The organism is Mesorhizobium sp. ORM8.1 (assembly GCF_053005525.2).
The window spans coordinates 3,344,268-3,359,768 of record NZ_CM132600.1; the positions used below are offsets into that span (position 1 = coordinate 3,344,268).

Consider the following 15,501-nt stretch of genomic DNA (forward strand, 5'->3'; position numbering starts at 1 on the left):
GCCGGCTAATTCATTGTTGGAGCATGATCTTTCCCGAAATCCGGTTCCCGCTTTTTGGGATCATGCCCTAGAAAATCGCCCGCATGCTTCATCTCCCCACCCCCACGGCAAATCGTGCCGTAACCCTTCGCAGCCGGGCCGCGATCGGCATTCCCATATGCCTGACCGCGGCCGGATCCCTGAGTGCCGCGCCGATCGCCTTGAGCGGCGCGCGCGCCTTGATGTGCTGAACCAACGACAGGAACGACGCCGCCTTGCGCAGGCTGCGGCCGCGCAAGGCAAAGGCGGCCTTGGCCCTGTCGTCCATCCTATGCGCCGCGGCAAAGGCCGCGTCGGCGCGGGTCATTGCCTCGACATGGTGCAGTTCGAGCACGCGTGAAATCGAGCCCGTGCGGATGTGATAGATATAGCCGACGGTCGGCTCGACGACGCAGCCGCCGCCCTTTGCCAGCGCGCTCGCCAGTAGAATGTAGTCCTCGCCGATGCGCAGTTTCTCGTCGTAGCGCAGGCGGTTTTCGTCGAGGAACCGGCGCCGGAAGATCGGCTTCAGATAGCCGAGGTTGAAGCGGGATTCGAAGACCAGATTGCCGGCGATGTAATCGGCCAGCGAGATTTCACGTAAGCCCTCCAGATAGCCGGCCGGGAACATGACGTCGTCTGGCGTGCCGTCCTCGCGTACGACCTGGACATTGTCGACCGCGATTTCGGCGCCCTGAGCTTCGGCGCGGGCGATCATCGTCGCCAGGCGGTCGGGCAGCACGGCGTCGTCGGAATCGAGCACCGCCACCCAGCGTCCACGCGCCAGGTCGAGGCCGGCATTGCGGGCGCCGCCCGGGCCCCTGTTGGCGGGCAGCGCGACCACCTTCACGACGTCTTCGGGATAGGCGCGAGCGAGCTCAAGCGTGCGGTCGCGTGACTGATCGTCGACGACGATGATCTCGACCGTGACGCCGCGCTGCGCGACAGCGCCGGCGATCGCCCGGTCGAGGGTCGCCTCGGCATTGTAGGCCGCGATGACGAAGCTGACGTCAGGCTGCACGCTTGTCCCCTTCCCGCGGCGCAAGGCCGTACTGGCGGATTTCGCGGACCCCGACCAAGCCGCTGATGACACCGACATGCATAATGCCGCGCAGCACGCTGCGGTTCCGGCGAACCGGGCTGACGGCGGTCACAACAGCCATGCCGAAGCAATAGGCGGCCTTGGCGGAAGCGAGGCCGACCTGGCCGATACGACGAAAGCCGCCGGCATTGTTTCCGATCAGATGGCCGTGCGTCTGGCCAAAGCGGAAGCGGCGGCGGCGCAACCAGTCGAAAGCGGCCCTGGCGCGTGGCACGACCTCATCGACAAAGGCATCCGGCGCGAAGGCGATTCGGCCGCCGGCCTTCACCATCTGGTCGAAAAATTCGGTGTCCTCGCCGCCGGTCTGCCCGCGCGCCAGGCTGAAGCGCCGGCCACGCAGGCTGGCGTCCGCCATCCTCAACAGGACATTGCAAGTGTAGCCGGTGCGGATCTCGCCGCGCACCCAGACCGGCAAGGTCGAATGGAAATCGCCCTTGCGCATCCAGGCCGGCGCATCCTGGCGATAATGGGCCCGGACCGGGCCGAGCACCGCGGTGGCGCCGTTGGCGTCGGCGGTCGCCATCAGCTCGACGAGCCAGCCGGCGGAAGCCGTCTCGTCATCGTCGATGAAGGCGACGAAATCCGAAACGCTGGCATCGAGGCAAGCGTTGCGGGCGACCGAGATGTTGCGCGCCGGCGCATGGCGATAACGGATCGGCAGTTTCAAGTCCCGCGCCAGCGTCTTCACCATTTCCTGCGCCGTCGGCGCATCGTCGTTGTCGGCAATGACGACGCCGATTTCGAAGCCGGCGGGCTTTTCCAGGACGGCGATGGAGCGCAGCGTGTCGGCCAGTTCCGGCCGGCGGAACGTGCAGATGCAGATATCGATCGAACGGCCGGCCATCACGCCACCTTGCGCTGGGACCGACCCAGCAGAAGCTGCTGCCAGAATCCGACCGACCAGCCGAAATGCATGACCATGGCCGACACGCCGATAAGGGCGAGGCCCGGATTGCGCTGGCCTATCGCGGTGACCGCGCCGTAGCCGAGGCACACGGCGGCCCACAAAAGGAAAGGCACGGCAGCCAGCCAATGGACGAAGGAAAACAGCGCAAGCAGCACCACCGGCGCGACCAAGAGCGGGATCATCTGGCGGACTTTCGGCACCATGCGGTGTTTCAGCACGTTCTTGGCCCGGCCGCGGCCATAGCCAAGATACTGGAAATAGAGGCTCTTCAGCGTCGAGCGCGGATAGTAGACCATCTGCGTCCTGCCGCTCATCCAGATGCGGTAGCCGGAACGGCGCAAGCGGTAGTCGAGCTCGGCATCCTCATTGTGGCTGAAACTCTCGTCATAGCCGCCGACATCCCGGAAGGCGGCGATGCGCATCAGCGCGTGATGGCCGTGATCGACCCATTCGCCCTCCGACATGTGGCGATGTTTCGAGCCGCCGGTGCCGAGCTTGGAATTCTGCGCCGCCGCAACAGCTTTTTGGACCGCGCCGGTGCCGCTGGTGAGCATCGAGACGACGACCGAATCAGCGCCGGTCGCAAGGGCCTCCTCGACCAGCCTGTCGCAATAGTCGGCCGGATAACCGCCATGCGCATCGATGCGAATGATATAATCGGCGCCATCGCCGAAGGTTGCCACCGCGAGATTGATCGCCGCGCTTTGCAGGCGCTTTGGATTGGCGAGCAGGACGACCCGAGGGTCCTTGGCCACGAATTTTTCGACGATGGCTTGCGTGCCGTCGACGCTGCCGCCATCGGCAACGACAATGCGGGCGCCAAGCCTTGCCGCCGCCGGCCGCAACTGCTCGAGCAGCGCGCCAATATGCGTCGCCTCATTGAGGCACGGGATGACGATCAGGGTCGATGCAGCGGCATCGGTCATCGGCTTTTGTCCCTCTTGAGTCATATCAAGCCGCCGCTCCGGCCGCGAAAATAGCGGGGTCGCGGCAAGGCCGCGCAGCTTGTCGACAAAGGCCAGACAATCGCTGCGGTCGTAGCTCCAGGTTCGCGGATTGCGGCCAAGCACCCGCGACTTCAGCTCGCGAAACCGCTCCTGATCCATCCGGCCGAGCATCGCTTCAAGGCCATCGGGTGTGGCTTCCGGCAAAAGCACGCCGATATCCTGCTCCTTCAGGAAGCGTCCCGTTTCGGTGCCGGCCATCGAAATCGGCACGGCGCCGAAGCGGCAGCCCTCATAAAGGCGGTTGGGAAGCAGCCATTCGGAATTCTGGCCGGCCTCGAAGAAATCGATCGCCCAGGAAAAATGCACCTCGCGGTAGATCGCCGCCATGTCCTCCGGGTTGCGATAGGGCCCGCGGAAGGAAAGCCATGGCTCAGCGTCGACGAAGCCATGGAAATCCGGGAATTCGGACAGCGCCGGGCGGCCGCGCAGCACGACCTCGAAGCGCCCGTTCTGGCGACGGGTGAAGTCAGCCAGCAATTTCAGCGAACGGCGGCAACGCAGCGCGCCGAACCAGCCGATGCGCCACGGCGGCGCCACCGGGCTGTCTTCCTCGAAAAACGCGTCCGCCGCGATTGGCGCGGTGTCGAAATATTTGTTCTCGATCAACTCGACAGGCGCGTCGATCTGCCCGAATGGCTCGAAATAATTGGCGATGAAGGCCGGCGAACTGGTCACCAGCAACTTCACGTCGCGGGCGAGATGGCGCTCGGCGCCGCGCAGCGTCCGGCCGACAAAATCGTTGCGCAGCACCAGGCGGTGGATGTCCAGGCATTCATAGACGATCGGCACGTCCTGCCCCAAAGCGCCGTTGGCGCGGCGGGCAAGCGCCAGCATCTCGAGATTGCGCGCGATGATGAGATCGGGCCTTGCCACAGGGCCAAGCTTCGCGCCGATCGACATGGCGGCTTTGGCGACAGCGCCGATGCGTTGCGCGAATCGGCCGTCGCGCGTCGCGCCGAGGTCGACAGGCTCGACGCCTTCGATCTCGGCGACCGGACTGGTGGTGCGGCGGAATCCCGCCAGGGTGACCCTGGCGCCGCCTGCCTTGAGCATTTGAACCCTCCGGCGAACCGCCGGGTCGGAAACGTCATGCACAAGGTACAAGACATGCAGCATGCAACTCGACCGCTGTTGGCCCACCCATCTGGGATGCTAGTACAGGTTTTGCTGCATCGCAACATTTTTGGTGCGGCGTAGCAAGCGCGGCACGTTTTTTGTTGCACTGCAAAAACTTCTTGCGGTAGTTTGTCCGTGGCGGTGGGCGCCGGTCGCGACGATGTCGGGCGGTGCTAAGATCAGGAATCCTAATTTGGAAACCAGTGCATTCGATCCGCCCGAGGGCTCCCTGCGCAAGTCTGTCGGGCGAGGCGCCGTCGTCACCGCCATGGCGCAAGGCGTGCGGGTGGCGACCCAGATGATCTCCGTCATCGTGCTGTCGCGGCTACTGTCGCCACAGGATTTCGGCGTCGTGGCGATGTGCGCGCCAGTGCTTGCCTTTATTGCGCTGTTCCAGGATTTCGGCCTGACCCAGGCGACGATCCAGAAGACCGGCATTCGGCATGAAGAGGTCAACACCCTGTTCTGGATCAACGCGGCGGTCAGCGCGGCGCTGGCCTGCGTGCTCGCGGGTACTGCACCGCTGGTCGCCGCTTTCTACAGCGAGCCGCGCGTCACGGGGCTGGTCGCCGCCTTCGGCCTGCAGATCATGGCATACGGCCTCGGCGCGCAGCATCTGGCGCTTTTGACGCGACGCATGGAATTCTCGCGGCTGGCCGTCATCGACGTCGCCAGCGCCGTCGCCGGCCTTGCCGTCTCGATCGCCTGGACTTTCATCGACCGCTCCTATTGGGCGCTTTTCGCCGGCACGCTGACCGGCGCGGTGCTGCCGACGATCTGTTATTGGGCATCCTCGCGCTGGCGCCCCGGCCTGCCGCGCAAGGTCGACGGCATCGGCCAGCTGATCCATTTCGGCGCCGGCATCACCGGCTTCAACTTCGCCAATTTCTTCGCCCGCAACCTCGATAATGTGCTGATCGGCAAATATTGGGGCGAGGCGCAGCTCGGCCTCTACGACCGTGCCTACAAGCTGCTTCTGTTCCCGCTCAGCCAGATCACCAACCCGCTTTCCAAGGTCATGGTGCCGGCATTGTCGCGACTGAAGGACGAGCCGGATCGCTACCGCAGCGCCTATCTGCGCGTCATGCCGCTGATCCTGCTGGTGGCGCTGCCCGGGGTTGCCTTCGCCACCGCCATGTCGGACACGCTGATCCCCTTCGTGCTCGGCGAGCAATGGCGGCAGAGCGCGGCGATCTTTTTCGCGCTCGGCTTTGCCGGCCTGTTACAGCCGCTCAACAATCCGGCCGGATGGCTGTTCGTCAGCCAGGGTCGTTCCGGCGATTTCATGCGCTGGGGCATCGTCACGGCGGTGACCTCGGTGTTGGCATTCGCCATCGGCCTGCCTTACGGCGCGCTCGGCGTCGCGGTCGCCTATGCGATCAGCGAGTATCTGAGGACACCGTTCCTGTGGCTCTATGTTGGCAAGGCCGGGCCGCTCAAGGCCGGCCACATACTTCACGCGGCAACGCCCTTCGTGCTTGGCGCGCATCTGGCGCTTGCCCTGATCTGGTTCGCCAAACCGATGCTGCCGGCGCAGCCGGTAGTGGCGCTGGCAAGCGGGGCAATGCTTGCTTACGCCATCACCATCGTCGTTGCGCTGGCTTTCAGCGCCGGTCGCGAGGCACTGCGGGAGGCTTTGAAGCTGATCCCGGCGCGCGGCGGCTTCCCGGCCGCGCCAAGCGAGGCGAAATGAGCTTGCTCTTGCCAGCAAGCCGCAAAACCGCTGATTTTTGAAGGTAAGGCGACACGATGAATTACCGCTCGATCTCAGACATGAACGACGCCATCCTGCGCAACCTGCACCGGCTGCCGCGCGACATCGACCTGGTGGTCGGCGTGCCGAGAAGCGGCATCCTGGCGGCGACGCTGGTCAGCCTGACGGCCAACATCCCGATGACCGATCTCGACAGCTTCCTTGCCGGTAAAATCTACACGTCCGGCATCACCAAGCGGCGCGCAGCGCTCGACCGTCAGCATTCCGAGATGCGCAAGATCCTGGTGATCGACGACAGCGTCTCCGGCGGCAACGCCATGCGCGATGCGCGCGACAAGATCACCGCTGCCGGGATCGCGGGCGATTTCATCTATGCCGCGGTGTTTGGGCTTCAGCCGGAGCACCAGGGGACCGACATCGTCCTCGACGTCGTGCCGCATCCGCGCATGTTCCAGTGGAACTTCATGCACCACATCTTCCTCGAGCAATGCTGCGTCGACATTGATGGCGTGCTCTGTCTCGATCCGACCGAGGACGAAAATGACGACGGTCCGGCCTACGAGAAATTTCTCGCCACCGCGCGGCCGTTGCTCGGACCGACGCGCAAGATCGGCTGGCTGGTGACGAGCCGGCTGGAGAAATACCGCAAGCTGACCGAGGCCTGGCTCGCCAAACACGAGATCAGTTACGACCAACTGATCATGCTCGACCTGCCTAGCAAGGCAGAGCGGCAGCGGCTTGGCGCGCATGGCAGCTTCAAGGCGGAGTTCTACCGCAAGTCCGACGCCATCCTGTTCATCGAGAGCGAGCACGAGCAGGCGCTCAAGATCGCCAGGCTGTCGGGCAAGCCGGTGCTGTGCGTCGAGACCAACATCGTCAGCTTCCCCGACGCGCTGTCGCTGCCGGCTCTCGAACAGGCGGTACGCAACTTGCCGGCGCGTCTGCGCCAGGTGAATTCGCCCGATGGGCGCAAGCAGGTCGTCAAAGCAGCCGCGCGCACCCTGCTTGGCGAGCGCGGCTACGAAATGCTGAAGAACCGCGTCAAGCGCCCGGCATAAGGCGATCTGCGTAAGTAAAATCTTACATAAACTTTAAGCAGCGCGCCGTTGACGCTTCCGCGCTGCATTGTCGAGCAGGCCGAAAAAGGTGGCGAACTGACGGTCGGGATCGAGTTCCGGACGCTCCGAGAAGCTGCGAGCGGCGGACGAGACCCGCTCATACTCCTTTTTGTCGTTCCACAGCCGCTTGAGCGTCGCGACCCAGTCGGCGAGCGGCGCATCGTAGTCCAGTACCACGCCGCCGGAGCCGATCGCTTCGGGCAGACCGCCGCGCCGTGAGCCGACGACAGGGATCCCGCTGCAATGGGCCTCGGAGGCGACGCGTCCCCACGCCTCTTCCCACTTGCTCGGCGCAAGCAGGATTTTGGTGCGGCCATAGACCGTCTTCATGTCGTTGGTGCGGTTTTCCAGCCTGATATTGGCGAACGGCGCGATAGTCGCATTGATCCTGGCGCGGTGATCGTCGTCCAGCTTCCAGCTCTCGACGAACAGAAAAGGAATCTCCGGGCAGGCCGCGGCAATGCGCACCGCGAGATCAAAGCCCTTTTCCTCGTAAGGGTTGATCAACGTAACGAACTCGCCAGTCGTCGCCGTGCTGTAGACGCCCGGGTTGATGGTCGGCGGGATGACGGTGGAATCAATGCCGAACTCCCGCTTATAGGAGCGGGCGGTGAATTCGGAATTGGCGATGTAATGCGCCGAGTCCAGCTCGCGCAGATCGCCGCCCAGTTCGTGGAACTCGACATTCCTCAGATAGACGACCAGTGGTACACCCTCGGTCTGCAGAGCCTTGCCGAGCGGAACCGACTGGTGGCACTGCACGACGGCGACGTCCGGCCGCAGCTTCTTGACGGCGAAGGCAGCGGCTTCCCAAGGGAACCAGGCGCGTATCACCGGGTAGCCCGGAAAGCAGTCGACGACGGCGCGCTGCCGCAACAGCTTCATCTTGGCGCGCGCCTTGAACCCGAACATGCCGTCGCCGAACAAGGCAGCCAGCACCGAGGCTTCGTGCCCATGCTCGATCAACTGCTCGGCCAAATGGTGCGTGCTCGACTGGACACCGCCGCCGAATTGCGGGGGATATCCGTTGCCGACTGCAAAAAGCACTCTCATATCCGGCTCCTGGTCACATTTCTGTTCGGCCGCCGAAGCATGTCCGGCGGACTGTTTCAGGCACTTTGCGGGTCGAGGTTGGCGAAGGGGTTGGTGCAGGGATGCCATCCGGTGAAGCGGATCGGGTCGTTCGGCGAACCGCGCCAGGCATAATCGGTCAGCATGTGGAACTCGGCGATGACCCAGCGATCGAAATGGCGCAGGTCGCGCCGCTTCTGCCTCGGCAGCAGATCGCGCGCCTTGCCGAGCTTCACCGTCTCGGCCAGCGTCACCACGTCGGCCAGCCTGTCGCTCGGAAATATCCATGGGTTGCGGTTCTGGAATTCGAGAACGAATTGCTGCAGGTGCTCAATGCGCATGTTGAGCGGCCCGAAATATTTTTCGAGCGTGACGCGGACCAGATCCTCATCCGAGAAAGAGGAGACGGTCGCCGCCGCTATGCCGGTCGAAGCGACACCGCCGGCAACGATGGCGAGCGCCGTGCGTCTTGTGATCTTCATCGAGCCCTCCCTCATGCCAGCCGGCCCGCCGCCCGCAACGACAGGGCCGCCGCGGTCAGGCTCGGATTGGCGCAGGAACAGGTCGGATAGGTGCTGGTGCCGACAACGACGAGGTTCCTGAGCTGGTGGTGGATCAGGTCGCGATCAACCACGGAATCAGCCGGGCCGATGCCCATGCGCAAGGTGCCTTGCACGTGCGATTCGGTCGGCCTGATGCCACGGTCGAAAATCCTTTCGACCGGCAGCGGCTTGAGCAGGCCCGGCAGCCTTTCCAGCGCCTTGGCCATGCCTTTGGTCGCGTAGTCCGATGCGCCCTTGAAGCTGACGAAGGCGTTGTCGTTCTCGTCCAGGACGACGCGGTTTTCAGGATCGAGCAGGTTCTCGGTGACGATGACCAGCGGCAGCACCTGGCGCAGCCGCCCCGGCTCGGCACGCATGCCGTGCTGCCAGCGGTTCTCGAAATAGACGAGTGCCGCGGCATGCTCGGCCCGATGCGGGCCGTCATAGAGGCCGAAATTCAGGCCGGTGGTGATCGTGGAGCCGTCGAAATTGTCGACACCATCGAGATAGACCTCGAAATTCCAGCCGTAGGACTCATGCAGGCCGAGCCCGACGAACTCGCCGCCGAGCCCCGAGCGCAACATGATCGCCGGGCTCTGGATGGCATTGGCGCCAAGGACGAAGAGGTCGCCGCTGACCCTATATTCCTCGCCGTTGTTCATGAACACCACCGACCGGGCGGAGCCGCCGGCGTGATCGAACCGGCGCACCTCGGCGCCGAGGCAGACCGAGACATCCGGGTGTTGGAAGACGTGCATGAGGCCGTTGTTGACGGTGAATTTGGCGTCGGCCGGGCAGAGCCAGCATCTCAGATTGGCGCAACACGAAGCACGCTGCGACGTCGCCAGCCGCGCGCGGGCGGTCGGCATGACAAAATGCTGATCCGCCTGCGCGGCCTTCATCATCCTGTCGGGTGTCGACATGCGATGCGGCGGCTGCGGAAAGGGCCGCGAGCGCGGCAGCATTTGCGCCATGTCCGGATCGCCGGAGATCGACATCACCTCCTCGGCGTCGCAATAGAACGGCTCGAGTTCTTCGTAGCTGATGGGCCAGTCGTTGCCGATGCCGTAGGTGCTCTTCAGCTTGAAGTCGTTGGGGTGGAAGCGCGGCGTCTGGGCGAACCAGCAATTGGTGCCGCCGCCGAGACCGATCGTGTAGTTCCACGGCTTGTCGGCATTATCGGTCTTGTAGGTGCTTTCGTCGTCGATATCGGTGTTGGCATTCTGATTGAGCTGCCACTCATGCGTGTTGTGGCGGCCCCATTCGAGCACCAGGACGCGGGCTTTGCGCCGCTTCAGGAACTCGTGCAGGAAGAAGGACGACCCGAAACCGGAGCCGATGACGACGAGGTCGAAATGCTCGTTGGCGATTTGTTCGGGTCGAACGTCGAGCACCATCAGATCGAGACCTTTCCCGGTACGCGCACCGTCACTGTCTGCCTCGTTGTCGTTCGCCGAGGCGGGTTTGGTTTTCCAGGCCGGCGATCGCCATCACGCCGCCATCCGGCCGATCGAGAAATATTCGATGCCGTAGCGCGCGATCACTTTCGGATCGTAGAGATTGCGGCCGTCGAAGATGACCGGCGTGGTCAGCGCGTCCTTGAGCGCATCGAAGGACGGCGCGCGGAAGCTCTTCCATTCGGTGCAGATCAACAGCGCGTCGGCGCCGCGCAAAGCGGCTTCCTTGGTGCCACACAAAAGCAGGTCGTCGCGCAGGCCGTAGATTGCCTGGCACTCCTGCATGGCTTCGGGATCATAGGCCTGCACCTTGGCGCCGGCGGCCCACAGCGCTTCCATCAGGACGCGTGCCGGCGCCTCGCGCATGTCGTCGGTGTTCGGCTTGAAGGCCAGCCCCCAGACGGCGAAGGTCTTGCCCTTCAAGGCGCCCTTGAAATAGCGATGGACCTTGTCGAACAGCACCGATTTCTGCGCATTGTTGCGCTCCTCGACGGCACGCAGCAGCTTGGCGTCGAACTTGACGCCTTCCGCGGTCTTGATCAGCGCGCGCACGTCCTTGGGGAAACACGAGCCGCCATAGCCGAGGCCGGGATAGATGAAGTGGTAGCCGATGCGCGGATCCGAGCCGATGCCCTTGCGCACCTCCTCGATGTCGGCGCCGAGCTGCTCGGCCAGATTGGCCATCTCGTTCATGAAGCTGATCTTGGTCGCCAGCATGCAATTGGCGGCGTATTTGGTGAATTCGGCGCTGCGCACGTCCATCACGATCATCTTCTCGTGGTTGCGGTTGAACGGCGCGTAGAGCTCGCGCATCACCATTTCGGTGTCCTCGCTGGAGGTGCCGACGATGATGCGGTCCGGCTTCATGCAGTCTGCCACCGCCGAGCCTTCCTTGAGGAATTCCGGATTGGAGGCGACGTCGAAGCCCAGGTCCTCGCGGCCGCGCTTCTTCAGCGTCTCGGCGATCCTGGCCTTCACCTTTTCGCAAGTGCCGACCGGCACCGTCGACTTGCCGACGACGATCTTGGCTGTCTCCATCTCACGGCCGATGGTCTCGGCGACGGCCAGCACATATTTGAGATCGGCCGAGCCGTCCTCGCCCGGCGGGGTGCCGACGGCAATCATCTGGATCTCGCCATGCTTGACCGCCATGACGGCGTCGGTGGTGAAACGAATGCGGCCCGCGGCGTGGTTTTCCTTGACGAGGCTTTCGAGGCCTGGCTCGAAAATCGGGATGAAGCCCTGGTTGAGCCGCTCTACCTTGGCCGCGTCGATGTCCACGCAAACCACATCATGGCCAACCTCGGCTAGCACCGCAGCCTGGACGAGACCGACATAGCCAATCCCAAACACCGTCAAGTTCATTCGGTTCTCTTCCTATGCAAGGCCGGGCCGCGAACGGGCCCGGTCGATTCTGGTATCCCCCAGGCCGCATCGGCCTGGATGTTCCGTATGACCTTATCCCAAAACCGGCTCCCACTTTTGGGGATCATGCTTAGTTGCTCTTGTTTATGCTGCATGCCAGCGATTCCGGAAACTGGCACGGCTCACCCAAGGCGGTGAAAGCGACGCGCTTGACCTCCATGGTCACCTTGTTGCCAGGATCGGCGAAGGCGCCCATCCAGTTGGTCAGCTTCTCACTGCCCCACAGGCTGAAGAAGATCTTCTGCGAGTTGGTCGGCAGTTCATCGGGATTGGTGACTTCGTTGACCAGCTTGCCGTTGACGTACCAGCGTAGCCGGTTCTTTTCCCAGACGAAGCCGTAGTCGTTGAAGCCCTTGTCGGCGCCGCCCTCGACGTCGACGAGCTTGCCGTTCTTCGGCTTGCCCTGGATATAGCTGTTGACCTGGACTTTCGATGGATCCTTGGTGAGGACCTCGAAGTCGATCTCGTCCCAGGGCTTTTTGTCCTGCGGGCCGATGTAGGTGAAGAAGGCGGCGTTGAGGCCGGAGCCGGTGCCGGTCTTCATCCGCGCCTCGTAGACGCCATAGCCATAACGTTGCTTGGTCTGGATTTCGGCGCAGGCGAACTCGCGATCCTTCAGCTTGCGTTTTTCGAAGCCGAGCGACAGCGCGCCGTCGGAAAGCCGGACAAGGTCCTTCGACCAGGTGCAGTTCTGGTGCGCGCCATTGCTCCAACCGTCGGAAACGAACCAACGCGAACGGTCGAAATTAGAGAAATTGTCGACGAAGGACGGCGCGCTCTGCATGGGACCAGCCGCCGTTGAAGGCTCCTCGGCGCGTACGGCAGTCGGGGCCACCGCAAATGTGGCCGCAGCCGCAAGCACTGCGCCAACGAAGCCAAGCCAAACGCTCTTTTGCTCGTTCGAACGGCCGCGCGACAGATCGAAACCCGCCGCCGTGGAGGTGTTGTTCGGATCTACATTCATAACAAACTCACCTTGTGTTGTCCGCCCAACCCAAGTCTTCCCTGGCCTGCCTGGAACAGGCCGATTCCGATCCTCCGCCCTCGACTGAACTCCTTTATCGTCTCATGCCGATGACATTGCCTGTGGACGCCACCAGCCTCATCCCGCCGACCTGGTCCGGTCGGCCTGTGAACCGAACCGATCGGCGCCATCCTCGACAATCGCGTCGAGCGAATGGCGCAGTTCCTTCATCACGCCATTCTGGCGGGCGAGCTCGGCAATGCGCCGCTCGCAGTTCAAAATCGCACTGGTCATCGCGCCGACGTCGGGAAGCTTGCTTGTCGACGCCGAACCATTCTCCATCGCCTCGACCAGAAAGGCCGCATTGGTGGCCGTCGACCGGTAGCGATTCTCCAGGCCGGTCTTTTCCGCCTCGATCTCGGCCGCGATCTGGTCGAACAGCTTCGCCAGCCGGTCGAAACGCTGAAGATCGGTCTGCTTGTCCCGGGCGGGATTGCGCGACCTGAAGCCGAAAATCGAAGCCATCCGATTGGCCTTTCGAAATTGCTGCATTGCAGCATAGACTGCCATCCTCCGCGCGAGGAGGCAACCTTATAGTTTTGCGGGCGCGTTTTTTCTGGACTCGCGCGACGCTGAAATGGCCAGAACCATCATTCTTTCGCGGCACTTGTTGCCGCCATGAGAAAGCGCGTCGGCGGCACTTGCTGCTTTGCAGCAATGCCGGTGCGGCGGAACAGCACGTCGAGCTTGTCGGCCGCCACGCCGTGCACGATGGGGATCAGATTCGACGGACTGGCGAAGGCATAGGCCGCGGCGGAAGCCAGGCCGCGCTCGGCCTTCACATCGAGGAAATTGCGCAGCCGGTACTTGTCGCGCACATGGCGTTCGTGGCGCCGCAACGCGGCCTTCGAACGCTCCGGCAGGTTGTCGATCGCCAGCAGCGCCAGATCGGCATCGGCGAGGCGCTTAAGGTCCTGCGTCTTGTGGCGGCCGCTCAGCGAATCAGCACGCACGAGCGCGCCGTAGCCGCAGGATTTGATGATCTTGAACCGCGCGCCACAGGCGACGGCGCGCGCATAGAGCTCGTAATCCTCTCCAAGCCTGAGATTCTCATCGTAGCTCAGCCCATGGCGCTTGAGAAAAGCCCGGCTGATCACCGGCTTGAGGAAACCAAGCTCGCCGCGCAGCACACGACGCCGGGAGATATTGCCCTCAATAAAGCGCTCGAAATCGAGAAACTCCGGATCGGCGGCAAAGGGCGGCGCTGCGACCCTTTCGAGATCGTTCGCGGCATCGTCGCGGATCAGCATGATGTTGTCGGCGGCGAAATCCCAGTCGGCGCCGGCGAACAAGCGGCGAAAGCGGCCTTCGAGGAAGAAATCGTCGGCATCGAGAATGCTGATGAAAGGCGACCGGGAAGCTTGAATAGCGGCGTTGCGGGCGAAAGACGGCCCGCGATTGACATCCAGGCGGATAACCGAAAGCCGGCCGCTGCCGTCATCGGCGGCCAGAGCCACGCGTTGCGTGTTGTCGGTGGAGGCGTCATCGACGACGACGACTTCGGCGACTTCTCTCTCGCGCAGCGCCGAGGCGATGGCGACGGGGATCGTGCGCGCCGCATTGCGCGCGGCGATGATGACGCAGACCCCGGGGGTCGTCACAGGTGGCGTCGGCACAGGCATGGGTTCACCTTTCGATTGCGTTGGAGGCTGCCCCGCCCGTGATTCTGATGGCATCGTCGCGCATTGGCCCGACCGCGATAGGACGCTCGAAGAGACGCCGGCTGAGGTCGGCGGAAGCTGCCCAGCCGGCCTCCGCCAAGTAGCGGACGGGCTCGCGGCCGCAGAGTTCCCACAGCACATGGCGGCGCTGTGGCCAGCGCAGCGACGACAGCCAGGGCGCGATGACCATGTGGAAGATGTCGGCATTGTCGATACGCGCCAAAATCCGGGTGGCGCGATCCGACAGCAGCGAGCCCGCACCGCCAAGCAGCACATCGGCGGCGCGCAGACCGAGCAGCAGCGTGTCGGCGAGGCCTTGTTCGGCGGCGTGATCGAGCACCTTCTGCTGCTCGGCCTCGCTCAGGCGGCTGGCACTGGCACGGACATCGCAGACATAGCCGGCGCAGGGCTCGCGGTTGAAAAACGCCTTGGCGACGCTGATCGCGGACAACAGCAACGTGTCGGCGGCAGAGATGATGGGCATGGCAGCGCCGGTGACCTGGACCTCGCGCTTGCGGCGCAAGAAACCATCGATATCACGCGGGCTGGGTGAACCGGGCTGCTGCAACCGATGATGAAGATCGACCGTGGAGGCTCTCGCCCCATCGTCGCGGACCATATGCTGCTCGCCGAGGAAGCGTATCCACCAGACGGAGCGCGACTTGCCGGCGACTTCATAGCCGATCGAGCGCAAGGCCTCGCGGGCCGCCGTGAAGCCGGTAGGCGAAACCAGTATGTCGACGTCGCCGGACGGTTTCATGAAGTGGTCGCCATAAAGCAGATGCTGCTGGAACGGCCCCTTGAGGAAGACGAAGTCGACCTGCCTGTCGCGCAGCACGCGATGGATGGCGATCGAATCGCTCAGACAAGCCGCATTCATCGAGATGGTGCGCCGGCGGTAGCCGTCGAGCCAGGCAAGCAGGTCCGGTGGCGTCGCGTCGACGGGGGCGCGCGCCAGGGCCTTGAGCAGGAAGACCGCGACCTTGTTCAGCCTCACTATGTCGGCGATGTTTTCCGCTGAGATGGCCGGAGCCGGCGCGGCTGACGAAATGGGGATGGCTTCGGCGCCGGGCGCGAAAAACAGCCTCAGGCAGGCCTGCACATAGGCGACCTCATCGGCGCAGCCGGCTGCACGCAGCCTTTCGTAGGAGCCGTCCTGCATGGGCATGCCCGATGTCGTTCTCCGCAAAACCCGCCTGGCGCGATTTATACCGCAACCGCGAAGGAAAGCACCGAGAAAATTAACCCGGACTGTGGTCGGCAGGTTGGCACGCCCCATTTCTGCAACCGGGGCGTTCATATTGCCTCATAAGCGATCACTTTTGGAGACAACCCCTGG

General features: G+C 63.6%; 13 protein-coding genes and 1 pseudogene. 2 read left to right on the plus strand and 12 right to left on the minus strand.

Annotation, left to right across the window (positions count from 1 at the left end; translation table 11 throughout):
- Positions 1-88: 88 nt before the first annotated feature.
- From ACVDG8_RS16835 to ACVDG8_RS16850, 4 genes and pseudogenes are all read right to left on the minus strand, one after another.
- Complete coding sequence (locus ACVDG8_RS16835) at positions 89-1,039, minus strand: glycosyltransferase family 2 protein (protein WP_447255668.1); 951 nt, start codon at positions 1,037-1,039, stop codon at positions 89-91.
- The gene (locus ACVDG8_RS16840) at positions 1,029-1,964 is read right to left on the minus strand and encodes a glycosyltransferase (RefSeq protein WP_447255669.1); all 936 of its coding nucleotides are present in this window, start codon (positions 1,962-1,964) and stop codon (positions 1,029-1,031) included. Before ACVDG8_RS16840 ends, ACVDG8_RS16835 begins: the two co-directional genes overlap by 11 nt.
- Positions 1,964-2,953 (minus strand): glycosyltransferase family 2 protein, encoded by a 990-nt coding sequence (locus ACVDG8_RS16845; RefSeq protein WP_455707844.1) that lies wholly within the window; start codon positions 2,951-2,953, stop codon positions 1,964-1,966. The genes ACVDG8_RS16840 and ACVDG8_RS16845 overlap by 1 nt, the downstream gene beginning before the upstream one ends.
- 54 nt (positions 2,954-3,007) lie before the next feature.
- Positions 3,008-4,150 (minus strand): annotated as a pseudogene (locus tag ACVDG8_RS16850) (glycosyl transferase family 1); the annotation flags it as partial.
- Positions 4,151-4,343: 193 nt separating this feature from the next.
- On the opposite strand from ACVDG8_RS16850, the gene ACVDG8_RS16855 reads away from it, so the two are divergent.
- Together ACVDG8_RS16855 and ACVDG8_RS16860 are read left to right on the plus strand one after the other, a co-directional pair.
- On the plus strand, positions 4,344-5,843 hold the full coding sequence (locus ACVDG8_RS16855) for a lipopolysaccharide biosynthesis protein (RefSeq protein ID WP_447255671.1): 1,500 nt from the start codon (positions 4,344-4,346) through the stop codon (positions 5,841-5,843).
- Between the two features lie 56 nt (positions 5,844-5,899).
- The gene (locus tag ACVDG8_RS16860) at positions 5,900-6,922 is read left to right on the plus strand and encodes a phosphoribosyltransferase (protein ID WP_447255672.1); all 1,023 of its coding nucleotides are present in this window, start codon (positions 5,900-5,902) and stop codon (positions 6,920-6,922) included.
- Between the two features lie 33 nt (positions 6,923-6,955).
- On the opposite strand, the gene ACVDG8_RS16865 is transcribed toward ACVDG8_RS16860, so the two are convergent.
- The 8 genes from ACVDG8_RS16865 to ACVDG8_RS16900 all read right to left on the minus strand — a co-directional run bounded on the left by ACVDG8_RS16865 (position 6,956) and on the right by ACVDG8_RS16900 (position 15,330).
- The gene (locus ACVDG8_RS16865) at positions 6,956-8,035 is read right to left on the minus strand and encodes a glycosyltransferase (RefSeq protein ID WP_447255673.1); all 1,080 of its coding nucleotides are present in this window, start codon (positions 8,033-8,035) and stop codon (positions 6,956-6,958) included.
- A 56-nt stretch (positions 8,036-8,091) separates the two neighbouring features.
- Entirely contained in the window at positions 8,092-8,535 is a 444-nt protein-coding gene (locus tag ACVDG8_RS16870) for a hypothetical protein (RefSeq protein WP_447255674.1), read from the minus strand.
- A gap of 11 nt (positions 8,536-8,546) precedes the next feature.
- Positions 8,547-9,992, minus strand: coding sequence for a GMC oxidoreductase (locus tag ACVDG8_RS16875; protein ID WP_447255675.1), 1,446 nt, complete (start codon positions 9,990-9,992; stop codon positions 8,547-8,549).
- A 93-nt stretch (positions 9,993-10,085) separates the two neighbouring features.
- A complete protein-coding gene (locus ACVDG8_RS16880) occupies positions 10,086-11,417 on the minus strand; it encodes a UDP-glucose dehydrogenase family protein (protein WP_447255676.1) in 1,332 nt (443 codons plus the stop codon).
- 130 nt (positions 11,418-11,547) lie between these two features.
- A complete protein-coding gene (gene exoK / locus ACVDG8_RS16885) occupies positions 11,548-12,441 on the minus strand; it encodes an endo-1,3-1,4-beta-glycanase ExoK (RefSeq protein WP_447255677.1) in 894 nt (297 codons plus the stop codon).
- Between the two features lie 138 nt (positions 12,442-12,579).
- Complete coding sequence (locus ACVDG8_RS16890) at positions 12,580-12,966, minus strand: hypothetical protein (protein WP_447255678.1); 387 nt, start codon at positions 12,964-12,966, stop codon at positions 12,580-12,582.
- 125 nt (positions 12,967-13,091) lie between these two features.
- Entirely contained in the window at positions 13,092-14,123 is a 1,032-nt protein-coding gene (locus ACVDG8_RS16895; RefSeq protein WP_455707793.1) for a glycosyltransferase family 2 protein, read from the minus strand.
- A 4-nt stretch (positions 14,124-14,127) separates the two neighbouring features.
- A complete protein-coding gene (locus ACVDG8_RS16900) occupies positions 14,128-15,330 on the minus strand; it encodes a nucleotidyltransferase family protein (RefSeq protein WP_447255679.1) in 1,203 nt (400 codons plus the stop codon).
- Positions 15,331-15,501: the final 171 nt, after the last annotated feature.

Excerpts from the sequence above, each read along its gene's own strand:
- ACVDG8_RS16840 (WP_447255669.1), bottom strand. The coding sequence starts at position 1,964 with ATGGCCGGCCGTTCGATCGATATCTGCATCTGCACGTTCCGCCGGCCG.
- ACVDG8_RS16845 (WP_455707844.1), bottom strand. The coding sequence starts at position 2,953 with ATGACCGATGCCGCTGCATCGACCCTGATCGTCATCCCGTGCCTCAAT.
- ACVDG8_RS16860 (WP_447255672.1), top strand. The coding sequence starts at position 5,900 with ATGAATTACCGCTCGATCTCAGACATGAACGACGCCATCCTGCGCAAC.
- ACVDG8_RS16865 (WP_447255673.1), bottom strand. The coding sequence starts at position 8,035 with ATGAGAGTGCTTTTTGCAGTCGGCAACGGATATCCCCCGCAATTCGGC.
- ACVDG8_RS16870 (WP_447255674.1), bottom strand. The coding sequence starts at position 8,535 with ATGAAGATCACAAGACGCACGGCGCTCGCCATCGTTGCCGGCGGTGTC.
- ACVDG8_RS16875 (WP_447255675.1), bottom strand. The coding sequence starts at position 9,992 with ATGGTGCTCGACGTTCGACCCGAACAAATCGCCAACGAGCATTTCGAC.
- ACVDG8_RS16880 (WP_447255676.1), bottom strand. The coding sequence starts at position 11,417 with ATGAACTTGACGGTGTTTGGGATTGGCTATGTCGGTCTCGTCCAGGCT.
- exoK (WP_447255677.1), bottom strand. The coding sequence starts at position 12,441 with ATGAATGTAGATCCGAACAACACCTCCACGGCGGCGGGTTTCGATCTG.
- ACVDG8_RS16890 (WP_447255678.1), bottom strand. The coding sequence starts at position 12,966 with ATGGCTTCGATTTTCGGCTTCAGGTCGCGCAATCCCGCCCGGGACAAG.
- ACVDG8_RS16895 (WP_455707793.1), bottom strand. The coding sequence starts at position 14,123 with ATGCCTGTGCCGACGCCACCTGTGACGACCCCCGGGGTCTGCGTCATC.
- ACVDG8_RS16900 (WP_447255679.1), bottom strand. The coding sequence starts at position 15,330 with ATGCCCATGCAGGACGGCTCCTACGAAAGGCTGCGTGCAGCCGGCTGC.